The sequence below is a fragment of the Thermomonospora catenispora genome, assembly GCF_006363815.1.
In the GTDB taxonomy this organism is placed as follows: Bacteria; Actinomycetota; Actinomycetes; order Streptosporangiales; family Streptosporangiaceae; genus Thermomonospora; species Thermomonospora catenispora.
In genome coordinates, this window is sequence record NZ_RRYT01000006.1 from 68,075 (window position 1) to 91,620 (window position 23,546).

General features: G+C 66.8%; 17 protein-coding genes. 8 read left to right on the forward strand and 9 right to left on the reverse strand.

Annotated features, from left to right (window positions below; all coding sequences use genetic code 11):
• The first annotated feature begins 7 nt into the window (after nt 1-7).
• Entirely contained in the window at nt 8-1,945 is a 1,938-nt protein-coding gene (locus EIO00_RS07080; RefSeq protein WP_161602666.1) for a toprim domain-containing protein, read from the forward strand.
• A gap of 1,288 nt (nt 1,946-3,233) precedes the next feature.
• Here EIO00_RS07080 and EIO00_RS07085 read toward each other — a convergent pair.
• Nucleotides 3,234-3,863 (reverse strand): hypothetical protein, encoded by a 630-nt coding sequence (locus EIO00_RS07085; protein WP_140176389.1) that lies wholly within the window; start codon nt 3,861-3,863, stop codon nt 3,234-3,236.
• An 836-nt stretch (nt 3,864-4,699) separates the two neighbouring features.
• Nucleotides 4,700-4,960 carry a hypothetical protein gene (locus EIO00_RS24770; protein ID WP_206664063.1) on the reverse strand — a complete coding sequence of 87 codons (261 nt, stop codon included), beginning with the start codon at nt 4,958-4,960 and terminating at the stop codon, nt 4,700-4,702.
• Nucleotides 4,961-5,966: 1,006 nt separating this feature from the next.
• On the opposite strand from EIO00_RS24770, the gene EIO00_RS25785 reads away from it, so the two are divergent.
• From EIO00_RS25785 to EIO00_RS07105, 3 genes are all read left to right on the forward strand, one after another.
• Entirely contained in the window at nt 5,967-6,743 is a 777-nt protein-coding gene (locus EIO00_RS25785) for a TRADD-N-associated membrane domain-containing protein (RefSeq protein WP_338325915.1), read from the forward strand.
• A gap of 4 nt (nt 6,744-6,747) precedes the next feature.
• Nucleotides 6,748-6,975: a hypothetical protein gene (locus EIO00_RS07100; RefSeq protein WP_206664064.1), complete on the forward strand. Its 228-nt coding sequence runs from the start codon at nt 6,748-6,750 to the stop codon at nt 6,973-6,975.
• A 914-nt stretch (nt 6,976-7,889) separates the two neighbouring features.
• Nucleotides 7,890-8,141 carry a hypothetical protein gene (locus EIO00_RS07105; RefSeq protein WP_140176395.1) on the forward strand — a complete coding sequence of 84 codons (252 nt, stop codon included), beginning with the start codon at nt 7,890-7,892 and terminating at the stop codon, nt 8,139-8,141.
• A 336-nt stretch (nt 8,142-8,477) separates the two neighbouring features.
• Here EIO00_RS07105 and EIO00_RS24120 read toward each other — a convergent pair whose 3' ends face one another.
• On the reverse strand, nt 8,478-8,621 hold the full coding sequence (locus tag EIO00_RS24120) for a hypothetical protein (protein ID WP_161602667.1): 144 nt from the start codon (nt 8,619-8,621) through the stop codon (nt 8,478-8,480).
• Between the two features lie 440 nt (nt 8,622-9,061).
• Between EIO00_RS24120 and EIO00_RS07110 the strand changes: the two genes are divergently transcribed.
• Nucleotides 9,062-10,237: a pentapeptide repeat-containing protein gene (locus EIO00_RS07110; RefSeq protein ID WP_161602668.1), complete on the forward strand. Its 1,176-nt coding sequence runs from the start codon at nt 9,062-9,064 to the stop codon at nt 10,235-10,237.
• A 342-nt stretch (nt 10,238-10,579) separates the two neighbouring features.
• On the opposite strand, the gene EIO00_RS07115 is transcribed toward EIO00_RS07110, so the two are convergent.
• From EIO00_RS07115 to EIO00_RS07130, 4 genes are all read right to left on the reverse strand, one after another.
• Nucleotides 10,580-11,530: a hypothetical protein gene (locus EIO00_RS07115; protein ID WP_140176399.1), complete on the reverse strand. Its 951-nt coding sequence runs from the start codon at nt 11,528-11,530 to the stop codon at nt 10,580-10,582.
• A gap of 573 nt (nt 11,531-12,103) precedes the next feature.
• Nucleotides 12,104-12,907 (reverse strand): SDR family NAD(P)-dependent oxidoreductase, encoded by an 804-nt coding sequence (locus EIO00_RS07120; RefSeq protein WP_140176401.1) that lies wholly within the window; start codon nt 12,905-12,907, stop codon nt 12,104-12,106.
• 16 nt (nt 12,908-12,923) lie between these two features.
• Nucleotides 12,924-13,367, reverse strand: coding sequence for a hypothetical protein (locus EIO00_RS07125; RefSeq protein WP_140176403.1), 444 nt, complete (start codon nt 13,365-13,367; stop codon nt 12,924-12,926).
• Nucleotides 13,364-13,942, reverse strand: a complete 579-nt coding sequence (locus EIO00_RS07130) for a hypothetical protein (protein ID WP_140176405.1) — start codon at nt 13,940-13,942, stop codon at nt 13,364-13,366. The genes EIO00_RS07125 and EIO00_RS07130 overlap by 4 nt, the downstream gene beginning before the upstream one ends.
• 78 nt (nt 13,943-14,020) lie before the next feature.
• On the opposite strand from EIO00_RS07130, the gene EIO00_RS07135 reads away from it, so the two are divergent.
• Nucleotides 14,021-14,578, forward strand: coding sequence for a TetR/AcrR family transcriptional regulator (locus EIO00_RS07135; protein WP_140176407.1), 558 nt, complete (start codon nt 14,021-14,023; stop codon nt 14,576-14,578).
• Nucleotides 14,579-15,582: 1,004 nt separating this feature from the next.
• Here EIO00_RS07135 and EIO00_RS07140 read toward each other — a convergent pair.
• Nucleotides 15,583-16,944: a TIGR04013 family B12-binding domain/radical SAM domain-containing protein gene (locus tag EIO00_RS07140; RefSeq protein ID WP_140176408.1), complete on the reverse strand. Its 1,362-nt coding sequence runs from the start codon at nt 16,942-16,944 to the stop codon at nt 15,583-15,585.
• A 561-nt stretch (nt 16,945-17,505) separates the two neighbouring features.
• Here EIO00_RS07140 and EIO00_RS25890 point away from each other — a divergent pair.
• Entirely contained in the window at nt 17,506-17,850 is a 345-nt protein-coding gene (locus tag EIO00_RS25890; RefSeq protein WP_161602669.1) for a transposase family protein, read from the forward strand.
• A 662-nt stretch (nt 17,851-18,512) separates the two neighbouring features.
• On the forward strand, nt 18,513-20,477 hold the full coding sequence (locus EIO00_RS07150) for a serine/threonine protein kinase (protein ID WP_277752860.1): 1,965 nt from the start codon (nt 18,513-18,515) through the stop codon (nt 20,475-20,477).
• A gap of 913 nt (nt 20,478-21,390) precedes the next feature.
• Here the strand turns inward: EIO00_RS07150 and EIO00_RS07155 are convergent.
• Nucleotides 21,391-23,493 (reverse strand): UvrD-helicase domain-containing protein, encoded by a 2,103-nt coding sequence (locus EIO00_RS07155; protein WP_140176412.1) that lies wholly within the window; start codon nt 23,491-23,493, stop codon nt 21,391-21,393.
• Between the last annotated feature and the right edge of the window lie 53 nt (nt 23,494-23,546).

The following is a 23,546-nucleotide window of genomic DNA, read 5'->3' on the forward strand; positions in this document are numbered from 1 at the left end:
CGACCGGTTGCACGGCATCGTCGCGCAGGAGACGGCACGGCTTCACTCGGGTGCGTCGTCATGGTCCTGGTGGCTGGAACTGGCCGCCCGGCATGGCCGCTATGGCTTCGGCAACACCCTGCTGATCCATGTTCAGATGCCGACCGCGACCGAGGTCCGGCCCTACGAGGAGTGGAGGGCGCGCGGACGGCAAGTGCGGAAGGGCGAGTCCGGGATCCGGATCCTCTCTCCGCGCGGCGTACCCCGCCCGGTGTTCGACATCTCCCAGACCTCCCAGGCGGACGGCGGTGCCCTTGAACCGCCGCAGGGCCCGACGCCCGACCAGGCGTGGGAGCGGCTCCGCCGGCTCGCCGTCGACCAAGGCTTTCAGGTCGACCGCAACAGCGGCTGGACCTACACCGGACCGCCGGAACGGCTCATCAGCATCCCTGCCGAGCTGGACGGGCCGAGCGCGGCGGCCGCGCTCGGCCACCAGCTCGGCCACATCCGGCTCCACGGCGAATGCCATGACGGGACGACGGCATGTCACGGCGTCCGGCGGGTCGAAGCAGACTCCATCGCCTACCTCCTGCTCACCCACCTCGGCCTGCGACCCGCAGGGCTGTCCTTTCCCGCAGTGGCCCGCTGGGCGGGCAGCGATCCGCGCGCCAATCCTCCAGCGGCCATCCGGACGGTCGCGGATCGGATCCTGCGAACGACCGCCCGGCTCCGCAAAGACCTGAACTCACTACCGCCCCTCGGCATCCCTGCCCTCACGGGCACGGTCCCACGGGCAGAGCGGCCCATGGCACCGACCGCCCCATCCAAGAGCGGCAAGGTCTCCCGGGACGAACTTGCCGAGCTCCAGCTCGCCGCCCACGACTTCTTCATCTCCCGGCTCCGCGGCAGCTGGGTGCCCGCCTACCTGAGCGAACGCGGCTTCGACCTGGGCGTCCAAAGGCAGTGGGAGATCGGCTACGCCCCGAAGGCCTGGCAGCTCCTCATCCGGCACCTGCGCCGGCTCGGTCACTCCGACGAGGCCATCGTGGCATCCGGCCTGGCCCGCCGAGCACGCCGCAGCGGTCGGCTGTACGACACCTTCCGCGACCGGGCCATGCTGGCGATCCGCACCTGCGACGGTGCGATCGCCGGTTTCATCGGCCGTCGGCGAGCCGACGTCGCAGGCCCCAAGTACCTCAACAGCCCGGAGACGCCCCTCTTCCGCAAAGGTGAGCTGTTGTTCGGCCTGTACGAGGCACGCGAGCGGCTCGCCGCCGGAGCCCGGCCCGTCCTGGTCGAAGGCCCACTGGACGCCATCGCCGTCAACACCGCCGCCCCGCAGGAGTACGCCGCCGTCGCCACCTGCGGCACCGCTCTCACCGACACCCAACTCGGCGTCCTCGGACGTCTCACCGACCTACCGAGGACCGGGCTGATCATCGCTCTGGACGGCGATCCCGCCGGTCAGGCCGCTCTCGAACGGGCATGGACCAGCGTCCTGGCGAAGTTCCCGGGCCGCATCGACGCCGTCGTCCTTCCTGACGGCCGAGATCCCGCCGATCTACTGCATCGTCACGGCCCAGCAGGCGTCCGAAAAGCGTTGAGCTCCACCGTTCCCTTACCGGCCCTCATCATCGACGCCGCGGCCGGGCGCGCCGGTGGAAACCTCGAAAGCCCCGAGGACCGGATGGCAGCGGTCCACGCCGCCACCGCCATCACCGCCCGGCTGCCGCCGCACCAGGTGGCCCATCAAGTCGCCCGCCTCGCCCAGCGCCTGAACGTCGAACCCGCCATCGTCACCGGCGCGCTCACCGCGGCCGTCACCTCGCGCATCGGCTCCGTCGACGAGCTGGCCCGCCAGGACTTCCCGCTTCCCCTGAGGCCACCGACGCCGCCAGACGATCCCGCCTTGACACCCGCCGACAGCCCGGCCCGGCTTCGACCGCAGAACGCCAAGCATCCCTGACCTGGAGACAACGATGCCCGAGCAGCACTCCGAGCCCATCGCCGAAGGTCTCACGCACACCGGCCAGCGACTCACCCAGTTCATCGCCCTCGCCGTTATAGGCGGCCAGGCTTACCAACGCCGCCTGCAACGCGTCCAACACGCGCAGCGGACACAGCACCTGGAGGCCCACCGACGGGCCGAACTGGCCAGACGGGCTTTCTTCGAGCAAGCCCGCTCACGCTGGGCCCCGGTCCACGACCCCAAGTGGCTCCAGCAGGCCGACCTTCTCCAGGTCGCCCGGGCATGGAGTGCCGCCATCCCCTACAGCACCGCACACAGGGCCGCCGCCATCGCCGTCGACAAGTGCGAAGAACGCCTCCGTCGACTCCACCCGCACGGCATGGGTCACTACGACCGTTTCCGCAACCAAGGCCTATCTCGCCTGGAGGCCATGCGGGAGGCCATTCCCTTCTTCGCCCGAGACCCTAACGTCCGCACCGGCGAACCAGCAGGCGACAGGCACCCCCTCCCCGAAGGCACCGGCACTCGATGGGTCGACAGCGGACACAGTCCAGGCCTCCACGAGCAGCGAGCCCGCCGTCAAGAACAGCAGGCGCTGAAGCTCATCAACGAGCTCCAGACTCAAAGCTCCCAGGACTTATCTCCCGAAGATCTCCGTCTCGCCCTGGAGGTCGCCACCAACCTGCCCCATCACATCATCGCCCAAGCCGTCCGAGAGGCCACCCGAGCCACCGATCCCTCCGCCTCGGAGATCTCCGGAGACTCCAAGACCACACCCCACCAAGAAAAAAACAGAGTCCCGGCCTCTCGAAGGCATCCAACCCAAGGTCCGCACCCCGCCCCAGATCGCCGGCGACGACTTCCCCTACAGCATCCATGAAACAGTGCGCCTAGCCACCCAAAAGTCCACCGAAAAACAAAATCCCGGTGAGCGACTTCACGAAAATCAGCTCCAACATCATCATCTAAGGAATTAGCCCCAGGGAGCCATCGAACCTTCGCCAACATCATCAAAAATGGACTAACGAGGATTTCTCATCAAATACGGAGCATGTTGCACATCGTGACACCTCCTGCCAGGGGTACGATGCAGCCAGGCAGTCCCAACCGACCTCTCTACGTCCACCCGCGAGAGCGCCGTAGCCCGCTCGGTGACATCCCGCCTACTCCACGTCAAGGTCTTTCCCCACCCCTCGGATTTCCACTACACTCCAGGGCTCCAAATCATCGAAGAAAACTTAGTGAGCATCATGCACCAACAAATAAGACAATGGGTCGATTTCACTCAGTCAGGAAGAGTAAGGTACATACCCCCTTTAAAATGTTTAGGCTTCGGCGCAATCTTGAGCATATGATCCATATAAGACAGCATCAAATAAAAGCAATCAATCACTTCATAAAAATCTTTCCTCAATTGCAGCATGCTTAGGCGCTGCGAAACCCCTGAACGACGATCCACTATCACCCATTCGAGCTCGAAAGCCTTCTTCAAAGGAAGCTTTACATTCTCAACAGGCTGCAGTTGCAAAATTCCATGGGCCAACAAATTTCGCCGTTCCACAATCCTCTTCAGTCTTTCTATCAACTCTTTGCCTCGCGCATCATTTAGACCCTTTTCTTTCATCAGATCCTCCAGTTTTTCCACCCTCGGACCCATTGTCTTCTTGACAAGCTTTTCATAGTAGGCATTTTGATCTGGAGCATCAGCAAGATACATTATAAAATCGTCAATGAGGTCCTCGAGAACCGTGGCCTGAAGTACGACCAGCCCACGACGCTGCTCTATGAGCCTCCTTTCCGCCACTTCACCCCAATCAAGATCGGTGATGTCGCGATAAGACAACACCAGGTCATAAGCAGAAAAAACATTCAGCTCGTCGTCAGGATCATCAAACGACAAATTATCAAGACTCACAGAGAAGATTATAAAGCACCAGAATCAAGTTGTCAGCACCTTACCCATACCAGGCAAAGACAACTCAGCTACCATGATGCAACAACCCGACTAGACTCTTCGTCACGCACGCCCAACACTCCCCAACTCCAGCGAGATTTCCCCAACGAGATTAAACTGGACATGGGAGGATAAAACGTTCTCAAGGGATGTTGGGAGCATTGGTGGACATTGCGTCGCTACTCCCTGAAATTCGCAAAGCCCTTGATAGGAGGCACCTTCACCACCCCAACGACCCGATACCCAGAGGCTTGCTCTCGACGTCCTTCGTCCCGTGGTTGAATTTCTGTCTTGACTGCCCGCCACCTGCCGCCAGATCGGCGCTCCGGGAAGCCCTCGAGCCTTGGGGCCGTTCCGCCAGCCTGAGCCAGGGCGTGTTTCGAAGTTGGTGGAGCCATTCGTTGATGGCGGTGACCTCCAAGACGGCCTGATGGCGAACGGCGAGCTTGTCATAGCGGGTGGCCACGGCCCGATGACGCCCCAGATGGGTGATTCCCCGCTCCACAGCGTGACGGCCCCGGTAGTCGACCGAATCGAAGGCGGGCGGTTGCCCCGCCGCCGGTGCCGGACCTGGTCGGCCGGAACAGGGATCGTGGCGGCGATACCACGGCGGCGCAGGTGAGCACGGATCGCCTGAGGGGAGTACGCCTCATCGGTCCGCACCTGTCTTGGGCCGGGTCCGCGAACGGCCCGGCCCGAGGCGGACGGCCCTGATGCTGGCCATCACCGCCTCGAACCGCGGGGCACTCCCACGCTGCCCAGCGGTCACCACCGGCGGCGACGACATCTGTCCCTGCTCACAGGCCCAGGAGCACCGTGGTCGACGACCCGTCGCGGGAGCGGCCCAGCGCGTGATCGGCCAGCTCGGCGACCACCCAGCCGGGCGGCTCGCGCCACAGCACACCGTGCCGCCTGGCCCCGGCGGCGTGCCGATGGACCCGCATGATGATCGCATCGACGCTCACCTGCCAGTCGATCAGCCCGGCCGCATCGGCCCAGGTCCGCGGGGCGGCCAGGACGCACGCCCAGACGCCTGCGCGTCGCCAGCGCCGGAACACAGCCCGTAGACCACCTGCCAGGAGCCGTGGCAGGCGGGCACGGCGCTCCGGTGCACATCCGCCGGCGGATCCCGCCCGTCCATCAGATGCCGTTTGCTCCACGTGGACGGTCGACCTGGCCGCCGGGCGGCGGGCAGCAGCAGCTCAAGGACTGCCCATTGCGCATCGGTCAGGTCGAACCGCCTGGTCACCGCTGGAGTGGCCACGAGGTCTCCGGTTCAAGAGGTGTTCTTGGCCAGAAACCCCGTCTCCCGGAGACCTCACCGCGCCCGGCGCACAACACGCCGACACTCACCACACTCCGAAACACGCCCTAGGGCCGAGAGAGGACCGGAACGGTTAGTGGTCGAAGGGTTTGGCTGCTCCCTCCTGACCAGGCTGGCGGCATCCTGCACGATGGAGTGGTGATCGACTCACGACCTGCCTTGCCGTTCTTGCTCCCGGTCGTTCCGCTGGCCGCCGCATGCGGCGTTTTCGGCGGTATCGTTGAGGCCGGACATCATCACTGGGTGCTAGGTCCCTCAGCGGCCTGTGCATCGGCATCGCCGTCGTCCTCGCCTCCTCCCTCGCCCTGCAGGGCGACGCTCTAGTGGGCGCTCCCGTTACCTATTCTGGGGCTCCTGGCAATGGGCACGCTGGCGGGCTTCCTGTCAGACGTCGAGGTACTGTCCGAAGCCTCCTGGCCCGTCCGGTGGATGCTACCGCTGTCGTGCCTGGTGCCCCTCCTCCTCACCTGGGTCGCCGTCCAGGCCGTGCGTAACCACGCGCAGCCGGACCAGGAATAGTCGGCGGCCGGCGGCGGGACTGGCCAGACCGCACGCCCGCCTCGGCCGATTCCACCGCAGCGACCAACGGCCGCCGCTCTTAATGAGGTGCTGCTGGCTGTACGACCTGGCCGACACCTGCGAATTCCTAGCAAGAACTACATGGTAATTCCTTTTACCATGTACTCATGGCGGGAGCACCAGAGAATGAGATGGTGACCCTTCTCTCGGCCTTGGGAGCTATGGGATCTGGCGGGATTGCTTCCCTGCTTAGCTCCTTGCTACATCGTGCTGAGATCCGGCGTGTGGCCCAAGCCCATCAAGAGCTGCAGCGCGCGGAAAGCGAGCTCACAGGGACCGACCAGCTTTCCCTGCCCGAGCTGTGGGAGGTCACCCACAAGCGCCTGGACTACTACCACCAGATCGCCACCGGGCAGGCCCGTCCAAGCTTCCGCAATGCCCAGATCGCCACGGCGATTGGGTTCACGCTGCTGGTCGTCTTCGCCGTCCTCGCTCTCAACGCCCCTACGACCACGGCCAGCATTGTCACCGGTACGCTGGGGGCTGCCTCGGTGGCCTCCGCCGGCTACATCAGCCGGACTTTCGTCCGCACCCAAGAGGCCGCCGCTCGTTACCTGCGCACCTACTTCGACCAGCCGCTGGAGTTCTCCCGCTATCTGGCCGCCGAGCGCCTGCTCACCAGCACCAGCCAGCTCACCCCCGAGCAGTGGGCCGAGATCATCGCCGAGTTGCTCCGCGCGGTCATCGTCCCCGCCCCTGCCCCGGGGGGACGGCGCACCGACCACCACCGTCACCGTCACCCACGGCACCCCCGCCGCTCCAGCCAGCAAGGAGCAAGAAGGCAGCCAGGCCGCCGGGCAGGCCAAGGAGCAGCCGGCGTAACACCCCCCTGCAACAGCACCCACCCCCGCCGCCCTGGCCAGCTCGGCCGCCCGCCCCAGTGGCAGCCTGGTGTTCACCAGCCGCGTCCCGGCCTGCACTCCCCACAAGCTGGCTGAGCTGATGCGCGCCGTGGGGCTGCCGGAGCCGGTGCTGGCCAGCACTGCCGCGTGGCTGAGCGAGAAACGCCGGTCCTTCCCGCGCACCCAGGTTGGACACGTGCGAGATATGTCCTGGTGGCTGGTCTACGCGCAAGCGCGCGGCCTGGACGCCACCGATGTGCCCACCGCCGAGGCCAAACTGTATGCCGCTGCGCGAGGCCAAGCTGCCCCCGCCGCCACCCGTGCCTGACGCCTGGCCGCCACCAGTTCCTGGTACGCCTACCTGGTCCGCACCGGCGCCGCGACCGCAGCCCTTTCGCCGACATGGAATGTCCCGCCCCGCCAATCGTCCACCCGCGGGCTGTCGGCGGACGAGCTCGAGCATCTACTGGCCTATACAGCCACGCGGGAGCCGGCCGCACCTACGCCCTGCTGGCGGTCATAATCACCACCGGCCGCCGGGTCTCCTCGGTGACCGGCGCCTCCTTCGGCGCCCCGGCTACAACCGCAGGCACTGTGCACCATCGACCTGCCGGTCAAAGGCGGTCATACCAAACGCTTCGTCCTGCCATCGCTGGACCGCGGCCACCCGTTGCGCGTGGTATAGGAGTTCCTCGGGCACGCCGACCTGCGCACCACCCGCCGCTACGACGCCGGCCGCGAATCCCTCAACCGCTCCCCCCGCCTACAACCTGGGCACCGCCCTGACTGCCGGAATCGCCTGCCACGTCCGCACCTACGCCGTCTGACTCCCCTTCAAGGCCACTACTGCCCCGGCCCTGCTGCGACGCCCGACGACCACTGCTTGATCTCAGTAAGCTGAATTCGACAACCAATCTGTCGCCAGCGTTTTGCCAGCGCAATGACCGCCTCGTGGGCGATCAGACGTCTGATCGTATATCTTGCCGCGCACCTGACGGCCAAATCTCGAGCGAGATGCGCATGGAACCGTCGGCAAGGCCTCCGACAGGTCATTGATGCTGCCCTGTTCGACGCTCGTCGCCCCCTGACCGTTCGTTTCGTGCCTGTCGACTGCAGAAGTGGCTGGCCAGGACCGGATAAGGCCCCCAGACAGGCCCCAACCTCGGCCAAGGAGCTCCCGAAGGCGGTCAGCAACCCCGTCGCCAGGTTCGAACCGCCCCTCCACCGCTATTGGTCCGGACCGTGATGCTGCTGGGAAGCACCACGGTGACTGGCGGGGCCGCGGTGGATGTGACGGTCACCGTCGCGGTCGGCTGCGAGGAGGGAGCCGGCGTGAAGGACCCAGACGGCGTGGCGGAAGCCGTCACCGATCTCGTGACGCTGAGAGTGGGGGTAACAGAACGGCCGTCCCTCACCACCCGCTTCAGAGCGGGGGTTGTGATGAGCACCCCGACGACGAAGAAGACCGCGGCAGTGATGACCCGCGGGAGTTGAGAGGTGCCCGAGGAGCTAGAACCTGAGGGAAGATCGCTCACAAAAGCACGGTAGAGATCTCCCTGTCCCTTGAGAACAGTGACGACCGGCTGCGGACCCGGCCACACGCCCGTCTAGCCCTTCGGATATGTTCTGACGCACAGGTGTCCACACGAACGTGCCCCGGTGCGGTCCCCAGTGCCTGGGGTGCCCTAAGCTGCCAAGCCTGTAAGGCCCGCCATGTTGGGCATGCCTCGTGTTCGCAGGTGTGCTGGATAGCTGTGGGCAGCACAGACGAGGAAGGGCCCCATCCCTGCACGACCTGGCCAGAGTCCCGAGGCGGGACCCTTGGTCCTCTTACAGATGAGGACCGAATGGTCCGCCGGACCGGAGCCACTGGTTGGCTATCCACAGGCCGGTCTTGATCACCTCAAGGCCGATCCGGATGCGCCAGTACCAGCCCGCTCCCTCGTCCAGCTTCTTCTCAGGGACACCCAGCAATAGGTGAGCCTCCTTTCCCGGCCGCAGAAGGCGGCCGGTGCCCTGCCGGACCATCCGGCGATCGCACGCATGGTCCGGGGAGGCTGAGACAGCACGATAGTCGCTTCCGACAGGAGTTCCGGCCAGACTCTCGCGTAAGAACCCACTAACGGTTCAACTACCTGGGCAAACGCGCATTACGGCCGTCTCAAATGTCTGGCCTCCCAGTGACAACGGACCCCAGATGTGATGCCCCGGGGCCGGCCCGGAGAGGCTGCACACCCGGGACATCACATCTAGGGCACTCGTTGGGCATCCTAGAACCCGTAGAGAAAGTTCTCATCCGCCTGTGTCATCCGGTGCTGATTGGAAGCTCTAGGCTTTCGGAACGGCGTGTAGGCGACATGCTCTCTAACCGGCGGACGATCAAGGATTGCAAGGAACGCCGAGAGAGGATACGGGTGAGCGAAGAGGTAAAGCCCCCTCGGCGAGCGTGGCTGTGGGTGGTGGCCGTGCTTGCGGTGGCGGCCGCGCTGGTCATAGTGGCAGTGGTGGTGTGGGTGCTGGGGCCAGGCATCGACTGGTGGCTGCGCTTCGCCGATGGTGTCCAGGTCGGTGACGGGATCTCTGAGAGTGAAAAGGAGGCGCTGGAGGCCAAGGATCGGGCGCGAGGCCGGATCACCACCTACCTCACTGGCGTGCTGGCGGCAGCGGCGATGGTCTTCACCGCCATCAACGCCTTCGCCGCCCGCCGTACGGCCACTGCCGCCCAGCAAACCGCCGAAGCGGCCTTCCACAGCGCGACGATCACCGAGCGTGGGCAGCAACGCACTCATGAGCTCACCGAACAAGGGCTGGTGACCAGCCGCTACACCGCTGCCATCGAGCAGCTTGGCTCAGACAAGCTGGATGTCCGGCTCGGCGGTATCTACGCCTTGGAGCGCATCGCCCGCGACTCTGAGCGCGATCATCCCACCGTGATGGCCGTGCTGGCCGCGTTCGTGCGCGAGCACTCCCACGACCCCGACGCCCACATCATCGGCCAGCCCGCAGACCAGGGTGAAGAAGGCGGCTCCGCCAGGCGGTCCCGGCCCCGGCTCCGTCCCGACCTGCAAGCCGCCCTCACCGTCATCGGCCGCCGCAACACCGACCACGACACCGACCCTATCGACCTGTCTGGCGCGGACCTGTCCGGCGCAAGCCTGACCCGCGCTTCCCTGCTTAACGCAGTCCTGTCCGATGTGGACTTGAGCGACGCGAACCTGGCCGACGCGGACTTGACCGGGGCGACCCTGATCGACGCGAACCTACAGGGCGCGGACCTGAGCGAAGCGAGCCTGGCCGACGTGTTCTCGACCGATGCGACCCTGTCTGGCGCGTCCCTGACTGCTGCAGATCTCTCTGACGCGCGCCTGACCAACGTGAACCTCTCCGGCGCGAACCTGACCGACGCGGACCTGAGCAACGCATATCTGCACTACGTGGACCTGGCCGGCGCGGACCTGACCGACGCAACCCTGACCGGCGCGGACCTGCGAAGGGCGCAGGGCCTGTCAGAGAAGGAGATCCGCAAGATGACGCGGTCGGTGAAGGGGGCCCGGTTCGGGCCGCCGCCGAAGCCCGCAGAGGAAGTCTAGCTTTCGGGAAGCACCATTCCCGTCAATCAACAAACATGAGGATATGACAACTGCCCTTCAGGGATATCAAGGATCGCAATACCGAGGCCGTCCGGGTGCACCCGCCCAGCGATGACAAGTGATGGCTACCCTTCGGATGACCGAGAAACGCACATGACTCATGGCTTTTACGTCACGCACCAGAGCCAACCACGAATGCCTTCAGGCAACCAGTCAGCCAACAGGTTCCAAGGTGAACGCCTCGTCTTCATCGACTACGCGCACAGATAACAGAGCATTCCAACGCCTTCATGCTTCTGACCGTCAGCTCACCCGAAGAGAGTGGGCAGTACCCGCAGGACCTTATTTGCCCACTATTCCTGATTTCCTCTGATACGGCTCATATCGCGTTGGCAGAGGCGGTGGGCACGAGGAAGCTTGCTGGGCAAGCGTCCGTAGGGCCTGAGCGGTCAGGCTTGGGAAGGATTGTGCGGCGAGGGCTGCTGGGGTCTCGTGACTGTTGGGTGCGTTGGCACGGCGGGCGATGAGAGCCGCCTCGGCCGCGGTGCCCGATCCCGGAGGGGCGAGCTTCAGGACGGTGTCTCCGAGATGGATCGCGGTTTCTTTCCCGTGGTGGAGGGCGCCTTCGTATCTGGTGAGGAAGCGTCGTGCCGTGACGGGCAGGCGGTGGCGTCCGCTGGACGCCGGTAGTCCTCGGTGGGCGAGGGTGAGTCGGGCGACGTCGTTGACGGCGGCGCGATGGGCGGCAGCCATGACGTTGCAGGCCTCGATCGACTGAAGCACGGCCAGGACGATGCGGGCGGCGTGTTCGGTGCTCGAGGTGAGTTGCTCTGGAGGGACGACCCGAGTGGTCCAGCGTGGGCCGGGCATCCAGGCGGGGTCGGCGTAGACGAGGCGGCCGAGGCGGATGAGCAGGTCGCCGGCGTCGATCGCGGCCGGGGCGGTTGCCGGGTCGCTGCGCATGCCGGTGAGCGAGCGCCAGTTTCGGGCGATGGCCTGCCATCTCATCCCGATGAGCCTTGTGCGGCGGGCTGCTTCCAGGAGCGATGCAGCGAGGTCTTTCTCGCCCAGCTCGCGGTACCGGTAGGCCATGACGCTGGTGATCCGGTTGGCCACCTGGCAGGTGATGGCTGCGGCGGTCGCCAGATAGCGCCAGGTGGTGATGGTCCCTCGGGGGTCCATGTTTCGGAGCCGCTGGGCGCTGGTGCTGATTCCCTCCAGAAGCCGGGAGGTGCTCTCCCCGGGGGCTGGTGGGATGCGTTCTTCAGTTCGTCGGAGGGTGACCGCCTCCACTGGCGAGGTTCTCCTTGGTGCGGTCGAGCGCCCGAGGTGAGCCGCTTGAAGCAGCGGGTCTGCCGCTGTTGCTGCCTGTGGGGTGCTGTGCCGGGCGAGGCGTCCTGCCGTCTCGGCGTGCTTGCTCAGCTTGTGCAGCAGGGAGCTCGCCACATCGGTTTCGGCGATCACTTGGGCGGTGACGCTTGGGGCATGTCGTTCGGCGCCGGGTGTCCTTGTGAAGTGGGAGGCCAAGGCCGCAGCCGAGCGCATCGGCTGCGGCCCGTAAGGTCCAGGCGAGCCGGTCTCGGATCCACCGACGTCCCGTGCACTCTACGACACCGGCCAGCCCACTGGGAATGAAGGTCAGCCATAGTGCTTGCCCATAGATCCGTCGCTGGGCCACCGGAAAGCAAGGCTTTGGCCTTTTCGCCGGGATCTGACGATGAAGTGGACGGCGTCCACCTCGCCCCCTCCGTCCAATTCCGCCGAGAAGGCCCGTCTCGCCCCTCTTCCTAGGGGTGTCTGAGAAGTCCTCGATGAATTCCGCAGCGGGCCGGGCCGGCGGCCGGTGCACGGCGGCGAGGGAGGGGTTCAGCTGTTCTTGAAGGGGTTGAGGGTGCGTCCTGCGAGGTAGCTCAGGCGGATGGGCATGAGTTTCATGGCGGCGGCGGAGACCTTGTTGACGAGGCCGGGGATGCACACGGGTTCGCCGTTCTGGACGGCCTTCCAGCCTTCGGCCACGACGGCTTCGGGTTGCTGCCACAGAATGCGAGGGAGCCGGTTGGCTCGGTCGCGGGTGCCCATGACGTCGTGGAATTCGGTGTAGGTGAAGCCGGGGCACAGGGCGGTGACGTGGATGCCGTGCGGTTTGAGCTCCATGTCAAGGGCCTGAGAGACGTTGAGGACGTAGGACTTGATGCCGGTGTAGAGGAGGCTCGCGGCGGGTGGGGCGAACGCGGCGAGGGAGGACAGGTTGACGATGCGGCCCCAGCGGCGTTTCTTCATGCCGGGGATGACCAGGTGGGCGAGTTCGGTCTGGGCGGTCACCATCAGCTGGATCTCCCCGGCCAGGGTCTCCCAGGGGGTGTCGGCGAACGCGGTCTTGCCCGACAGTCCGGCGTTGTTGATGAGGATGTCGATGTCCAGGCCTTGGGCGTTCGCGTAGTCCATGATCGCCTTGGGGGCGGCGGGGTCGGTGAGGTCGGCGGTGAACACCTCATAGCGCCGCTCACCGCCGTGCTTGCGGGTCAGCTCCGCGGCCAGTTCCTGGAGGCGATCGGTGCGGCGGGCGACCAGCAGGAGCTGGTAGCCGCGGGCGGCCAGGTGGCGGGCGAAGGTCGCGCCGATGCCTGCAGAGGCGCCGGTGATGAGCGCGGTGCGAGGGTCGCTGGTCATGTGAGGGTTTCTTCTGTCATGTGAGGGTCGGTGATGGGGAGGGGGCCGCTGCCGGGGAGCCGGGTGATGAGATCGGCGCCGAGCAGGGTTGCGGGCGTGCACGCCTGGGCGGGGAGCGGGGACAGGCCGGCAGCCCGGTGAGGCGTCTGCCGGTCCAGGTGCCGCGGATCAGGAGGGTGGGCGGTGGGAGGTGCGCCTCGACGTCGGGATTTCCGGTGCCGTGGAGGCCGGCGGTGGAGAAGGCCGGCGCGAGGTCGGTGCCGTTGCCGAAGTCGATGCGGGCGATGCGTCCGCCCGGCGGGGTCGAGGTGATCTGGTCGTCGGTCTCGCAGGCGTCGGCGAGGACGTCCGTCTCGCCGGTGATGCCGAGGTGGCGGGTGCGGGGGCGCGTACACGCGTCGAGCATCGAAGCCGCCGTCGCCGAGAACGGTCCGGCGCGGTGCAGCGGCCGCCTGGTCACTGGGCGGCTTCCTTGTGGCCGGGCAGTTCACGCGGGCCCGGGGTGAAGCCGCGGCGGGCGGTGCCGATGTCACCGCGGTAGGCGCCGACGGGGCCGGTGAGCAGGAAGGGAAGCGGGATGCGGCGCTGACGTGCGGTGAACCCCCAGGTTCCGATGCCCAGGTAGACGCCGGGTGCCGCGCGGCGGACCTCGTCGACCATGTTGATCGCCCCGCATATCGAGGCGTAGGCGCGGTAGACCAGCGTGTAGGCGGGGCGGCCGTCATAGCGCGACGGTGCGATGAGCGTGTGCATCGCATAGCGCTGCCGGACGCGGCCGAACTGGCGGAAGGTGTTGTAGCCGCGCCCGGTCCGGCCGTCGACGGGCCGAAATCCCTTGCACAGCCACGGCGCGAGCGGATTCGACACCGCCGCACGCCCGGTCACCGAGGCGAACGCGTTGGGCTGGGCCAGCAGCCGAGCGCTGTACTCCCCGTCCATCTCCTCGACCTCCGGGGCGGGCAACGTGGTGAAGAACGCCAGTAGCTCGGGTGTGTCCATCGCGAGCAGCCTGGCGACCGCGTGGTCGGTCTCCATGGGGTCCCACCTCACTTCTTGAACAGCACTCAAGAAACCTAGCTTCTTCTTGAGGAGCGTTCAAGATAGGGTGTGGGGGTGCCCCGGAACCGACGCCTCCAGGACCGCGAAGAGAAACGCGAGGAGATCCTCGCCGTCGCCCAGCGGCTGTTCATCGACGACGGCTACGAGTCGACGTCCATGGGCCGGATCGCCGAGCACGCCGGCGTCACCGTCAACACGATCTACTGGTACTTCCGCGACAAGGACGACCTGCTCATCGCCGTCCTGGACCGGCTGCTCGCCGAAGCCCTCGCCCAATACGCGACCATCACCGACCGGCCGCTCAACGAGCGGCTCCTATGGGCCGTCGACCGGCTCGAACGGCTGCACGGCCTCGTCAACACCGTCCACACCCGAGCCTCGGTCTCACCCGCCGTCCACACCTGGCACACCGGCTTCCACGAACTCGCCGACAGCCTGATCGCCGACGCCCTCCGCAACGCCGGCGCCGCCGAGGCCGACATCCCCGCCATGACGGCGATCGGCACCTTCGTCATCGAGGGCCTCCTCACCCACCGGTACGACGACGCCGACAAACGAGCCGTGATCGACCTCCTCGTGCACAAGCTCACCACCGTGCCGACCCAAGCCTGACCGGAGGCACGCGGGCCAGCATCGCAACAGCGAACGGCGGCAATGCCTCCGCTCTCAGCGGGGGTGAGAGTCGTTCGCCTCCTCGACACCCTGCCCGAAGCCCTCCTCGCCGCCGGAACGTCCCTCAACCCGCCGGTCAAACGCGTTGAGAACTTCGGGTGCTCGACAACGGCGAGGGCACCGTTTTCCTTGAACTCCCGGCCGCGACGACGCCTCGGGCGGCTTCCCGCCCTCCGCGGTCATCCACCAGGCCGCCGACGACCTTCTCGACCCCGAACCCGCGGTCCACACCGACGCGCTCGTCGGCTGCGCCCGGACCTCTGCAAAGGCCAGCGCCTCGAGGTCCTCGACATCCCTGCGCCAAGCGGACGCCTGGTCTTCCGCGTGTTCGCCGCTCTCGCCCAGGGCGTGTTCCGAAGTCGGTGGAGCCATTCGTCGATGGCGGTGACCTCCAAGACGGCCCGGCAGCGAACGGCGAGTCTTGTCGCAGCGGGTGCCACGGCCCGATGACGCCCCACCGGGGGTGTCGCAGGTCGAGCCCGGCGGTGTGCATGATCTGCGGACCGCCCGGACTCAGGGCATCTTGCCCCGCCTCCGGACAGCCGGGCAACCGCTCCTGGCCGACAAGGATCGCCTCGATGCGGCCGGCCGGTGTCCAACTCCCGGCAGGAGGGCGTGGCAGGCCTGGAGTGCAGAAGAGGCCAAGTGGGCTCACGCTCGGCCGCCACAGCCCGGCCGAACGGGTCATCGCTCGGCTTGAGGAGCCGGTGCATCCTGCGCCGGTTCGTTACCGCCCGCACCGGGCCGGACGCGCCGCAAAGACCATCCTCGCGCCACAGGTCCGCCAGACCCGCGCCCCCTGAAAAGGCTCACTGATCACGAGGGCGGACGGGCCTGGGCGGCAGGCCGCCACAGACCTCCGCCAATGCCGTACGCATAAGCGATTCCAGCGAAACGATGTCCACCCCCGGCACCGGTCTCCGAGGCGATCATGATGGCATCGGTCATGCCTCACGCCCCGCACCGGCGTCGCCGGATCCGTGCGGAGGTCTCGGTTCCTGCTCGGAAACCAGGGGCAGGAGCGTACGGCTCTTTCCCGGACGGGGATACGCGCGTGCCGTGTCGGCCAGTTGACCGGCGAGCCGCTGCTGGCGCTCCCAGTGCCCGTACAGGGCTCCGCGGCCCGTCAGTTCGCCGATGGCGTTCATGGTCTCGGGGTCGATGCGTCCCGGCGTCGCCTCCCGCCAGGGAGTGCCCGGCAGCGGCATGAAGGTGTGCGCGTGGATGCGCGCGCCCAGGTCGGCCAGTTCCCTGGCCAGGGCGAGAGATGCGGCCGCGTCGTCGGACGCCTCCCCGGGCATTCCGAAGATCATGTCCACGTTGACGCGGAAGCCCTCCTGTACGGCGAGCCGCACGGCATCGCGCACCTCTTGGACGCCGTGCCCTCGTTTGGCGGCGTCCAGCACCCTGGTCGAGCCGGACTGGGCGCCGATGATCAGATTGTCGTTGGCGCAGTACCGCTTGATGATCCGCAGCGCCTGGACGCTGACATGCTCGGGGCGCACCTCGCTGGGGAAGCTTCCGAAGAACACCCGGCCTTCATTCCCCACGACCGACTTGCAGGTGGCGAGCAGTTCTTCCACGGCCTCCAGGTTGACGTTCTCATCCCGGCTTCCGTAGGAGAGGGAGGTCGGGGTGATGAAACGGATGTCGCGGCGACCGTGGGCGACCATCTGCTCAACGTGCCTTTTGACGTCCTCGACGCTGCGGTGCCGGAACTTCGCGGAGGACATGAACGGCGTCTGGCAGAAGCGGCAGGCATAGACGCATCCCCGCGTGATCTCGATGGGGTTGAAGCGCTTCCAGCGGACGGAGAAGGCGGGGTATTCGTCCAGCTCCCGGCGTTCGGCCCGGCCGGTCCGGACCAGGCCGCCCTCACCGTCGCGGTAGACGAGGCCGGGCACGCCGGTGGGATCGCCACCGGCGGCGACGAGCCGGAGTAGGGTCGTCTCTCCCTCTCCGACGGCGGCGATGTCCCAGCCGGCGTCCAAGACCTGCACGGGTTCGGCGGTCGCGTGCACCCCACCGGCCACGTGGACGACGGCCGGGTCGTCGATCTCGGCCCGAATCCGACGGAGCTCTTCCGCCATCGTCAGGGCGTCCGGCGAGTAGAAGGACCAGAGCACCAATACGCGGTGGGTCGCAGGCAGCTCTTTTCGGATCTCGTCCACGACCTCGGCGGCGGTCGTCGCGAAGCGAACGTCGTAGGAGATGTCCGTGGAGAGCGTCTCCAGGGCGCCGAGAAGGACGTGATGACCGTAGGAGACGGCCTTACGGTAACGTAGGACGATCAACAGGTCACGCAAAGCAAGATCTCCCGCTCACCCGTCGCTCTGGTGCGACGCCGGCTCCCCTTCGGGGAAGGGCGGCAATCTCAGCGATGAGCATCAGAGCATTTTCAATCGATATTGGAACATGTCCGCGGCAGGACTCGAAAACCGAGCTTTTCAGCGGGCTCGGCGGCAACGCTGATCACAGGTCGAGCAGCCGGCCCGGAACACGGCGAGACCGCTGGGAGGCGGGTTCCCGCCGCAGACTCCCCATCCCTCCAGAGGACTCACGAGCTGTTGTACCGTGCCTGCCTGCCGCCTTCATCCCGAACGCCGGCCCACCCGACCGGAGAGCCGTGCCGCCACCGGTGTGTCAGCGCCTCCCGCCGGCGGTGCCGACCTGGGGCGGCCGGACCCTGGCCGGGTGGCCGGCGCACCTGCACACCGACCAACCCTACGCCCGCTCCGGGCGGGATCCGGGTGTCGACCTCCATTGCCCGGAAGCGTGTACCCAAGACGGTGGATCCGCTGGGGCCGCTCGCGCCCCCACGCCGACCGAGCATTGCGAACCGCACGAGCAGAAGGAAGCAGACACCGGTGCCGGATGGCACGTCGATCTCCATCGACCGGCCGGCGGCCGACCGGCCCTTATATTCGGGCAAGCACCGTTGCCACGAGGTGAGCCTGCATGTCACCGCCATGCCGGCGAGTGCCTCGGCGTGGGTGTCGGGGGCGTTGCCCGGCAGCGCGCACGACCTGCAAGCCGCCCCGGATCCAAGGCACCCCGCGAGCCCTGTGTCGGTGCTCGCCGACACGGCCGTCCCGGCGAGGGGGCCGGTGCTCATCACCGACAAGGGGCGGGCAGGCCCGCAGTGCTCAAGGAGGCCACCGGGCTTCAGCCCGGCCGCCGCGGCCTGGCCGAGCGGGCCATCACCCGGCTGAGGAGCGGCATATCCTGTATCGATTGCGCTGCCGCCCGCACCGGACCGGGCACATCACCAGGACCATCCTCGTGTTACAGGCCCGCGAGACCCCGCCTGCTATAAAAGGCCTCTCCAGGGCCCGAGAACAGGTTGTGAGCTCCTCAATCTCCCCAAAGCCGCTCTGGAGGAGGTGCAGCCGGCGCGTCCCGGTCAGAGGTGTGGGCGTAGGCGCTTCGCCCCCTGTCACGGCACCGGATCGAAGTCCTGCCCCATCGCAATGGTCGAGGCCTCGGCCGTTCTACGAACCGCTCATGGTCGAGGGCCCGTCCTCCGCCCGTCGAACTCATCGCCGGTCGAGGGGCTGTCGAGCCTGTCTCCCATCACCGCGACCTTTCGGCGTGCGGGAACGGACGGCCCCTTCCAGCATCGGATAGTTCCTCTTCGGCGCCCGGCGTCGTGAAGAGGCGAAACCGGGCCGGCAGCCGACGAGTCTCGAGGATGCACGCCCTGGGACGCCCTACCCGTCTCCCGGCCCCCGCCCGGGGAGAAGCGGCGCCGGATGGATGCGAAGGGAGTGGGGCCGCCGAGACGGCGGCCCCGCGCTCCGGTCCGATTCCACGGCGCTCATGGTGCGACGAAGAGCACCGTCTCAACGGAGACGTATTTCGCAAATCCATTGATATGTCGCCTCCTGCGCGATGGTCGGGATTACGCTGGCAACCGCATCCACCGGTCGGCGGGTCTCAACGTCCGGACGCACCCGACCGATCGCGACGGGTCGCGAACGAGGCGCCGGTGAGAAGGGCTGTGGGAGGTCCGTTGTACGGCGGGGTCGAGCTCGACGGCCGATACCGGTTGGAGGAGGCCGTCGGCCGAGGAGCGATGGGCGAGGTGTGGCGGGGTGTGGACCGCCGACTCGGTCGTTCCGTGGCCGTCAAGATCCTGCCGCCCGCCCGACGCGCCAGGCCGGAGCAGGTGGAGCGTTTTCGGCGCGAGGCCCGGATCGCCGCCGCCCTTCAACACCCCGGGATCACGGTCGTCCACGACGTCGGGGAGCACAACGGGCTGCTGTACTTCGTGATGGAGTATCTAGAGGGCGAGGACCTCGCCAAGGTCGTGCGGAGGAACTCCGAGGGCCTTCCCATTGACAGGGTGCTCGGCTTCGGCATCCAACTCGCCGACGCCCTCGGCGCCGCCCATGGACGCGGAGTCGTGCATCGGGACGTCAAGCCCGCGAACATCATGGTGACCGCGTTCGACCGGACGAAGATCTGCGACTTCGGCGTCGCCCGCATAGTGGAGCGGATCGACGGTGAGAGCGGGACCAGGGGCATCGGCACGCCCCTCTACACGGCGCCCGAGCAGTTCGAGGGACGGGCCGGCGCGCAGGCGGACCTCTACTCGCTGGGCTGTGTGCTCTATGAACTGCTCACCGGCTGCCCGCCGTTCCACGGCACACCGTTGGAACTGATGCGCAGACACCAGAGCGAGTTCCCACAGCCGGTCCACACGCTCAGGAGCGATGTGCCGGACGAACTCGACGCTCTGGTGGCGGAGCTCCTCGAGAAGGAGCCGGCCAAGCGTCCGCAGGACGCGCAGTCGGTCAAGACGCGCCTGCGCGATCTTCGGCGCAGGCTCCGTGAGGCCTCTGCCGAACGGGAGATCGCCATAACACCGCAGACGGGCGGTCGTCCCGCCCCATCGGGGCGTAGAGGCACTGGAGAAAAACTCGAACCGCCGCCGCTCTCCCTTCTTGAGGCGGCTGAGGGCCTCCACGCCGAAGAGGGCCGCGTCTCCTCGGAAGCTGGAGCGGTGCGATTCGGCGATGTGCTCGGCTTCGCGCCGGACGCCGACGACCGTCCCCTCGCGGTGGCGATCGGCCGCGGCGACGCGGGGCCCCTCGTGGCCGACCTGGCGTCACTGCCTCACCTCTTGATCGCGGGTTCTGTGACGGCGGAGAAGTCCGCGGCGGTCCACGCAATCGTGTCCTCGCTGCTCATGCGCGTCCCTCCGGACCGCGTCCGCATGATCCTGGTGGACTCGGAGCGCGCCGAGCTGTCGGCGTACGCAGGCGTTCCCCATCTCCTCACCCCGGTGGTGACCGATGCCGGCTCGGCGATCGGAGCGCTGCGTTGGGTGGAGGAGGAGATGGAACGCCGCTACGACGACCTCGCCGCCCATAAGTGTCGCGATATCGACGCCTACAACGAGGTCATGCGCAACGGCGGGTTCTCGGCCTCGAGATCCGGCTCCGACGGCCGGATCCACCCGCGCATCGTCGTGGTGCTCGAGGAGCTGAACGAACTCATGGCGATCTCTCCACAAGAGACCGAGGAGCTCGTCGGACGCCTCGCCCGAACGGCGCGGGCCGTCGGCATCCACCTCGTCCTGGCCACCCGACGGGTGACCGGCCGAGTCCTCCCCCGCCGGATCAGAGCCGACATCCCATCTCGCCTGGCCTTCAAGATGAACTCCCCGGAGGAGAGCGATCTGGTCATCGAACGACCGGGAGCGGAACGTTTGCGCGGCACGGGGGACGCCCTCTACCTACCGAAGGGCTCATCGAAACCGATCGAGATTCGATGCGCTTCGCCCTCGGAACACGAGATCGAATCAATCGTCGACCACTGGGTGGTGCATCATTAAGGCCCCGCCCGACGAGCGGAAAGGCGCCATCAGCCCTGCTCACCGCTGAGCCGCATGCCGAGTTCACCGGCGTCGGGCATCTCCTGCGACGAAGCCCCGTCCCGCCACCGGGCCGAGACCGGTCCCAGTGCCCCTCGGCCTCCCCCACCCCCGCCTTCCATTTCGTTGAGGCACCTCAGCGGCTCATATATCGATGCGCTCGGCGGCGCGGATCAACGGACACGACAGAGTCAGTGGACCCGTCTCCGATCCGATAACTCACGAAAATTCTCTAACACCACCTCAGATTCAAGGAATACAAAAGCTCAGGCACCGAACCCGGCGACCCATCAATACAAGAGCAGACCAGACGCGCATCGCATAAATTTCAACCCCACAAAGCGGCCATCAAAATCCCGACGGCGAGCGATCGAGATATATTCCCACAAGGCCCGAGAGGGCGACATGACAGCCCTTAACGAAGACGACACTTGAAGAAGCCGGAATCAAACACACCGAAAACCGCCCCAAAGAACATGGTCGCATCATCCAGAAAACCCGAAGAGAAAAAATCCAAGCGAAGCGCCCTCGCCGTCTCCGGCAACTATGAAAAGTCGCGAGCGACACAATCAATATTCAAGTCGAAGGTGGACCATAGGATTCTTCGCCTCCCAGGGGCGACGCCATGTCGGATGCCACCGAGGCGGACAACACCCTTATCCGTTCAAGTGATACGTCCGGTGTCGAACTCGATCAAGCGGACCATGTCCTGCACTTCGTTGACTGCAGGCGGACGGAGCCCATCCGCCGTGGTGCCCAGGGCGTCCTCTGGGCGCATCCTGGAGCGGACTCCGGTGCGTTGGGCGTTCCGTTCCATGGACGACCGAATATCACCGTCTCGTGAAATCGTGGCCGTCGGGAACCGCTCGGTGCCCTACGGGACGGGGATGAAGTCACGGAGGAAAGGGCTCGGGGCGCCGTGCCAGGAGATGTAGAGGAGTTCGCGTGCGCGGCTGCAGGCGACGAACAACAGACAGCGCTCCCGTTGCAGGTCGTGGGAGTGGGCCGTTTCGTCGTCCTCCGCGGGGCGCACCGCACCAGGCGCGGGGAGATGGTGTTCGCCTGCGCCGATGAGTGCCACGCAGCGGAATTCCAGGCCCTTCATGCGGTGCATGGTCATCGTCTGGACGTGGCCCTCGACAGGGCTCTGCTCGCGTGACAGGTGGCAGGCCGGGACGCCCGCCCGCTGGAGGGAGCGGGCCGCTTCCTGGGCGAGCGGGCCGGAACGGGCAGCGATCCCTATCTCGTCGGGCTCCACGCCCGCGTCCAGCCACTCGCGGACCTTAGCGGTCAGTCTCCGGAGCTCCTCGGTCCTGGTGTTCGCGGGGGCGAGTTCGGGGGGCGGGCCGTGCGTCTCGGAGCGGAAGCCCCTCAGCGACGCCGGCGCGTCGTCGAGGTCCTCGATCCGTTCCCCGGCCAGCAGGCCGTGGCTCCAGGCGAGGATCTCCGAGGTGGTGCGGTAGTTGACGGTCAGGCGGACGGAACGACCCGCCACGTCGATCCCGACCGACCGCAGCGAGACCCGGTTGTCGTAGATCCGTTGATGGGTGTCGCCAGCGATGAACAGGTCGTCCCGTCCCGGGGGCACGAGGGCGCGAAGGAGCCTCCAGCGAACGGGGTGCAGGTCCTGGGCCTCGTCGACGATGACGTGATCGTAGGGCTTGTCGTCCCGCTCGGAGAGGATCCTCGTCGCCTCCGCGCACACGGTCTCGTAGGTGTGGGCGTTACGGGCCTCCAGTTCCCGTAGGAACTCGGAGATCACGTGCCAGACCTGGGTGCGCTGGACGGGGCCGAGACGCCTGCCGCGCCCGGTGCGGCGCACGGCGAGATACTCGTCGAGGGTGTGCAGGTCGTGGGCGAGCACGATCTGACGCCACTCCTCGGCGATGAAGGTCGCATTGTGGTCCACGCCGCGGTCGCGGATGATCCGCTCCCACAGTCGTTCTTCGTCGGAGTCCTTGACGAGGGCATAGGGCCCGCGGTGGGAGCGGACGATGCGCGCGGCGACCTGGTCGATGTGTCGGACGTCGATGCGGGCGAGGACCTCTTCCCTGTTCTCCAGCAGACGCAGCCCTTCGAGCAGGGATTCGGCCAGCGTGGAGGTGAACGTGGTGAGCAGCACGCGTCCGCCTCGGGCGGCAAGGTGTCGGGCGCGGTGCAGCGCCACCACCGTCTTTCCGGTTCCCGGGCCGCCGGTGACCTGGGCGGGGCCGGAGTAGGTCCCATAGGCGACGTCCCGTTGGGTCGGGTGGAGATAGACGCGCCACAGGGCGAAAGGCTTTTCGAACAGGGCCATCAGCTCTTCGGGGCCCTCGACGAACGCGATCCTGGACGGGGTCCGCTCCATCGCGCCGACGATGTCGTCGGCGTCGTACGGTTCCGTGTCCGCGGCGTCGATCACCTCTTCGGCGATCTCGTCGGGGGACAGGCCCGCGGCGAGGCCGATGAGGACGTCGTACTGGGTCTCGGGCAGGTAGTCCTTGATCGCTTCCAGCGGTCCGGGATCGGTGAGCAGCCTGGCGAAGACCCGGATCTGCTCGTCGATGCCGAGCCGGGCCATGTCCTCATCGGACACGTGCGCGAAGAGCCGTTCGGGCTCGGGGGCGGAGGTGGTGCGCGCCAGTTCCTCGGTGGCGGCCTCGACCGCATGGGAGTCCCAGATCTCCATGTGCCCGGTGGTCGTGTTGACCGACACCCGGCGGCGTTCCGCCCACGCGTAAGCCTCATCGTGGGGCAGGACCTTCAGGAGAGTGAAGCGGTCCCCGCCGTCGGGCGCAAGGACGATGCCGCGGACGGACCGGTCGATCCGGATGCTCTTGAGCCGGTCGTCGCGCACGCCGTTGATCTTCTCCAGGTGAATTCCGGCGTGTGTGGCCTGCTCGAACTTGAGGATGGCGTTGACGACCTTCCGCTGGACGGAGCGGTCCAGCGAGATCAGGTCTCGAAGGAAGTCACGGTGGATGCCCAGCCTGGCCACGGCCGTCCCTTTCGGATGCGTCCAGAGGTTCTGCGTCGGGGAGCCGGCGTCCC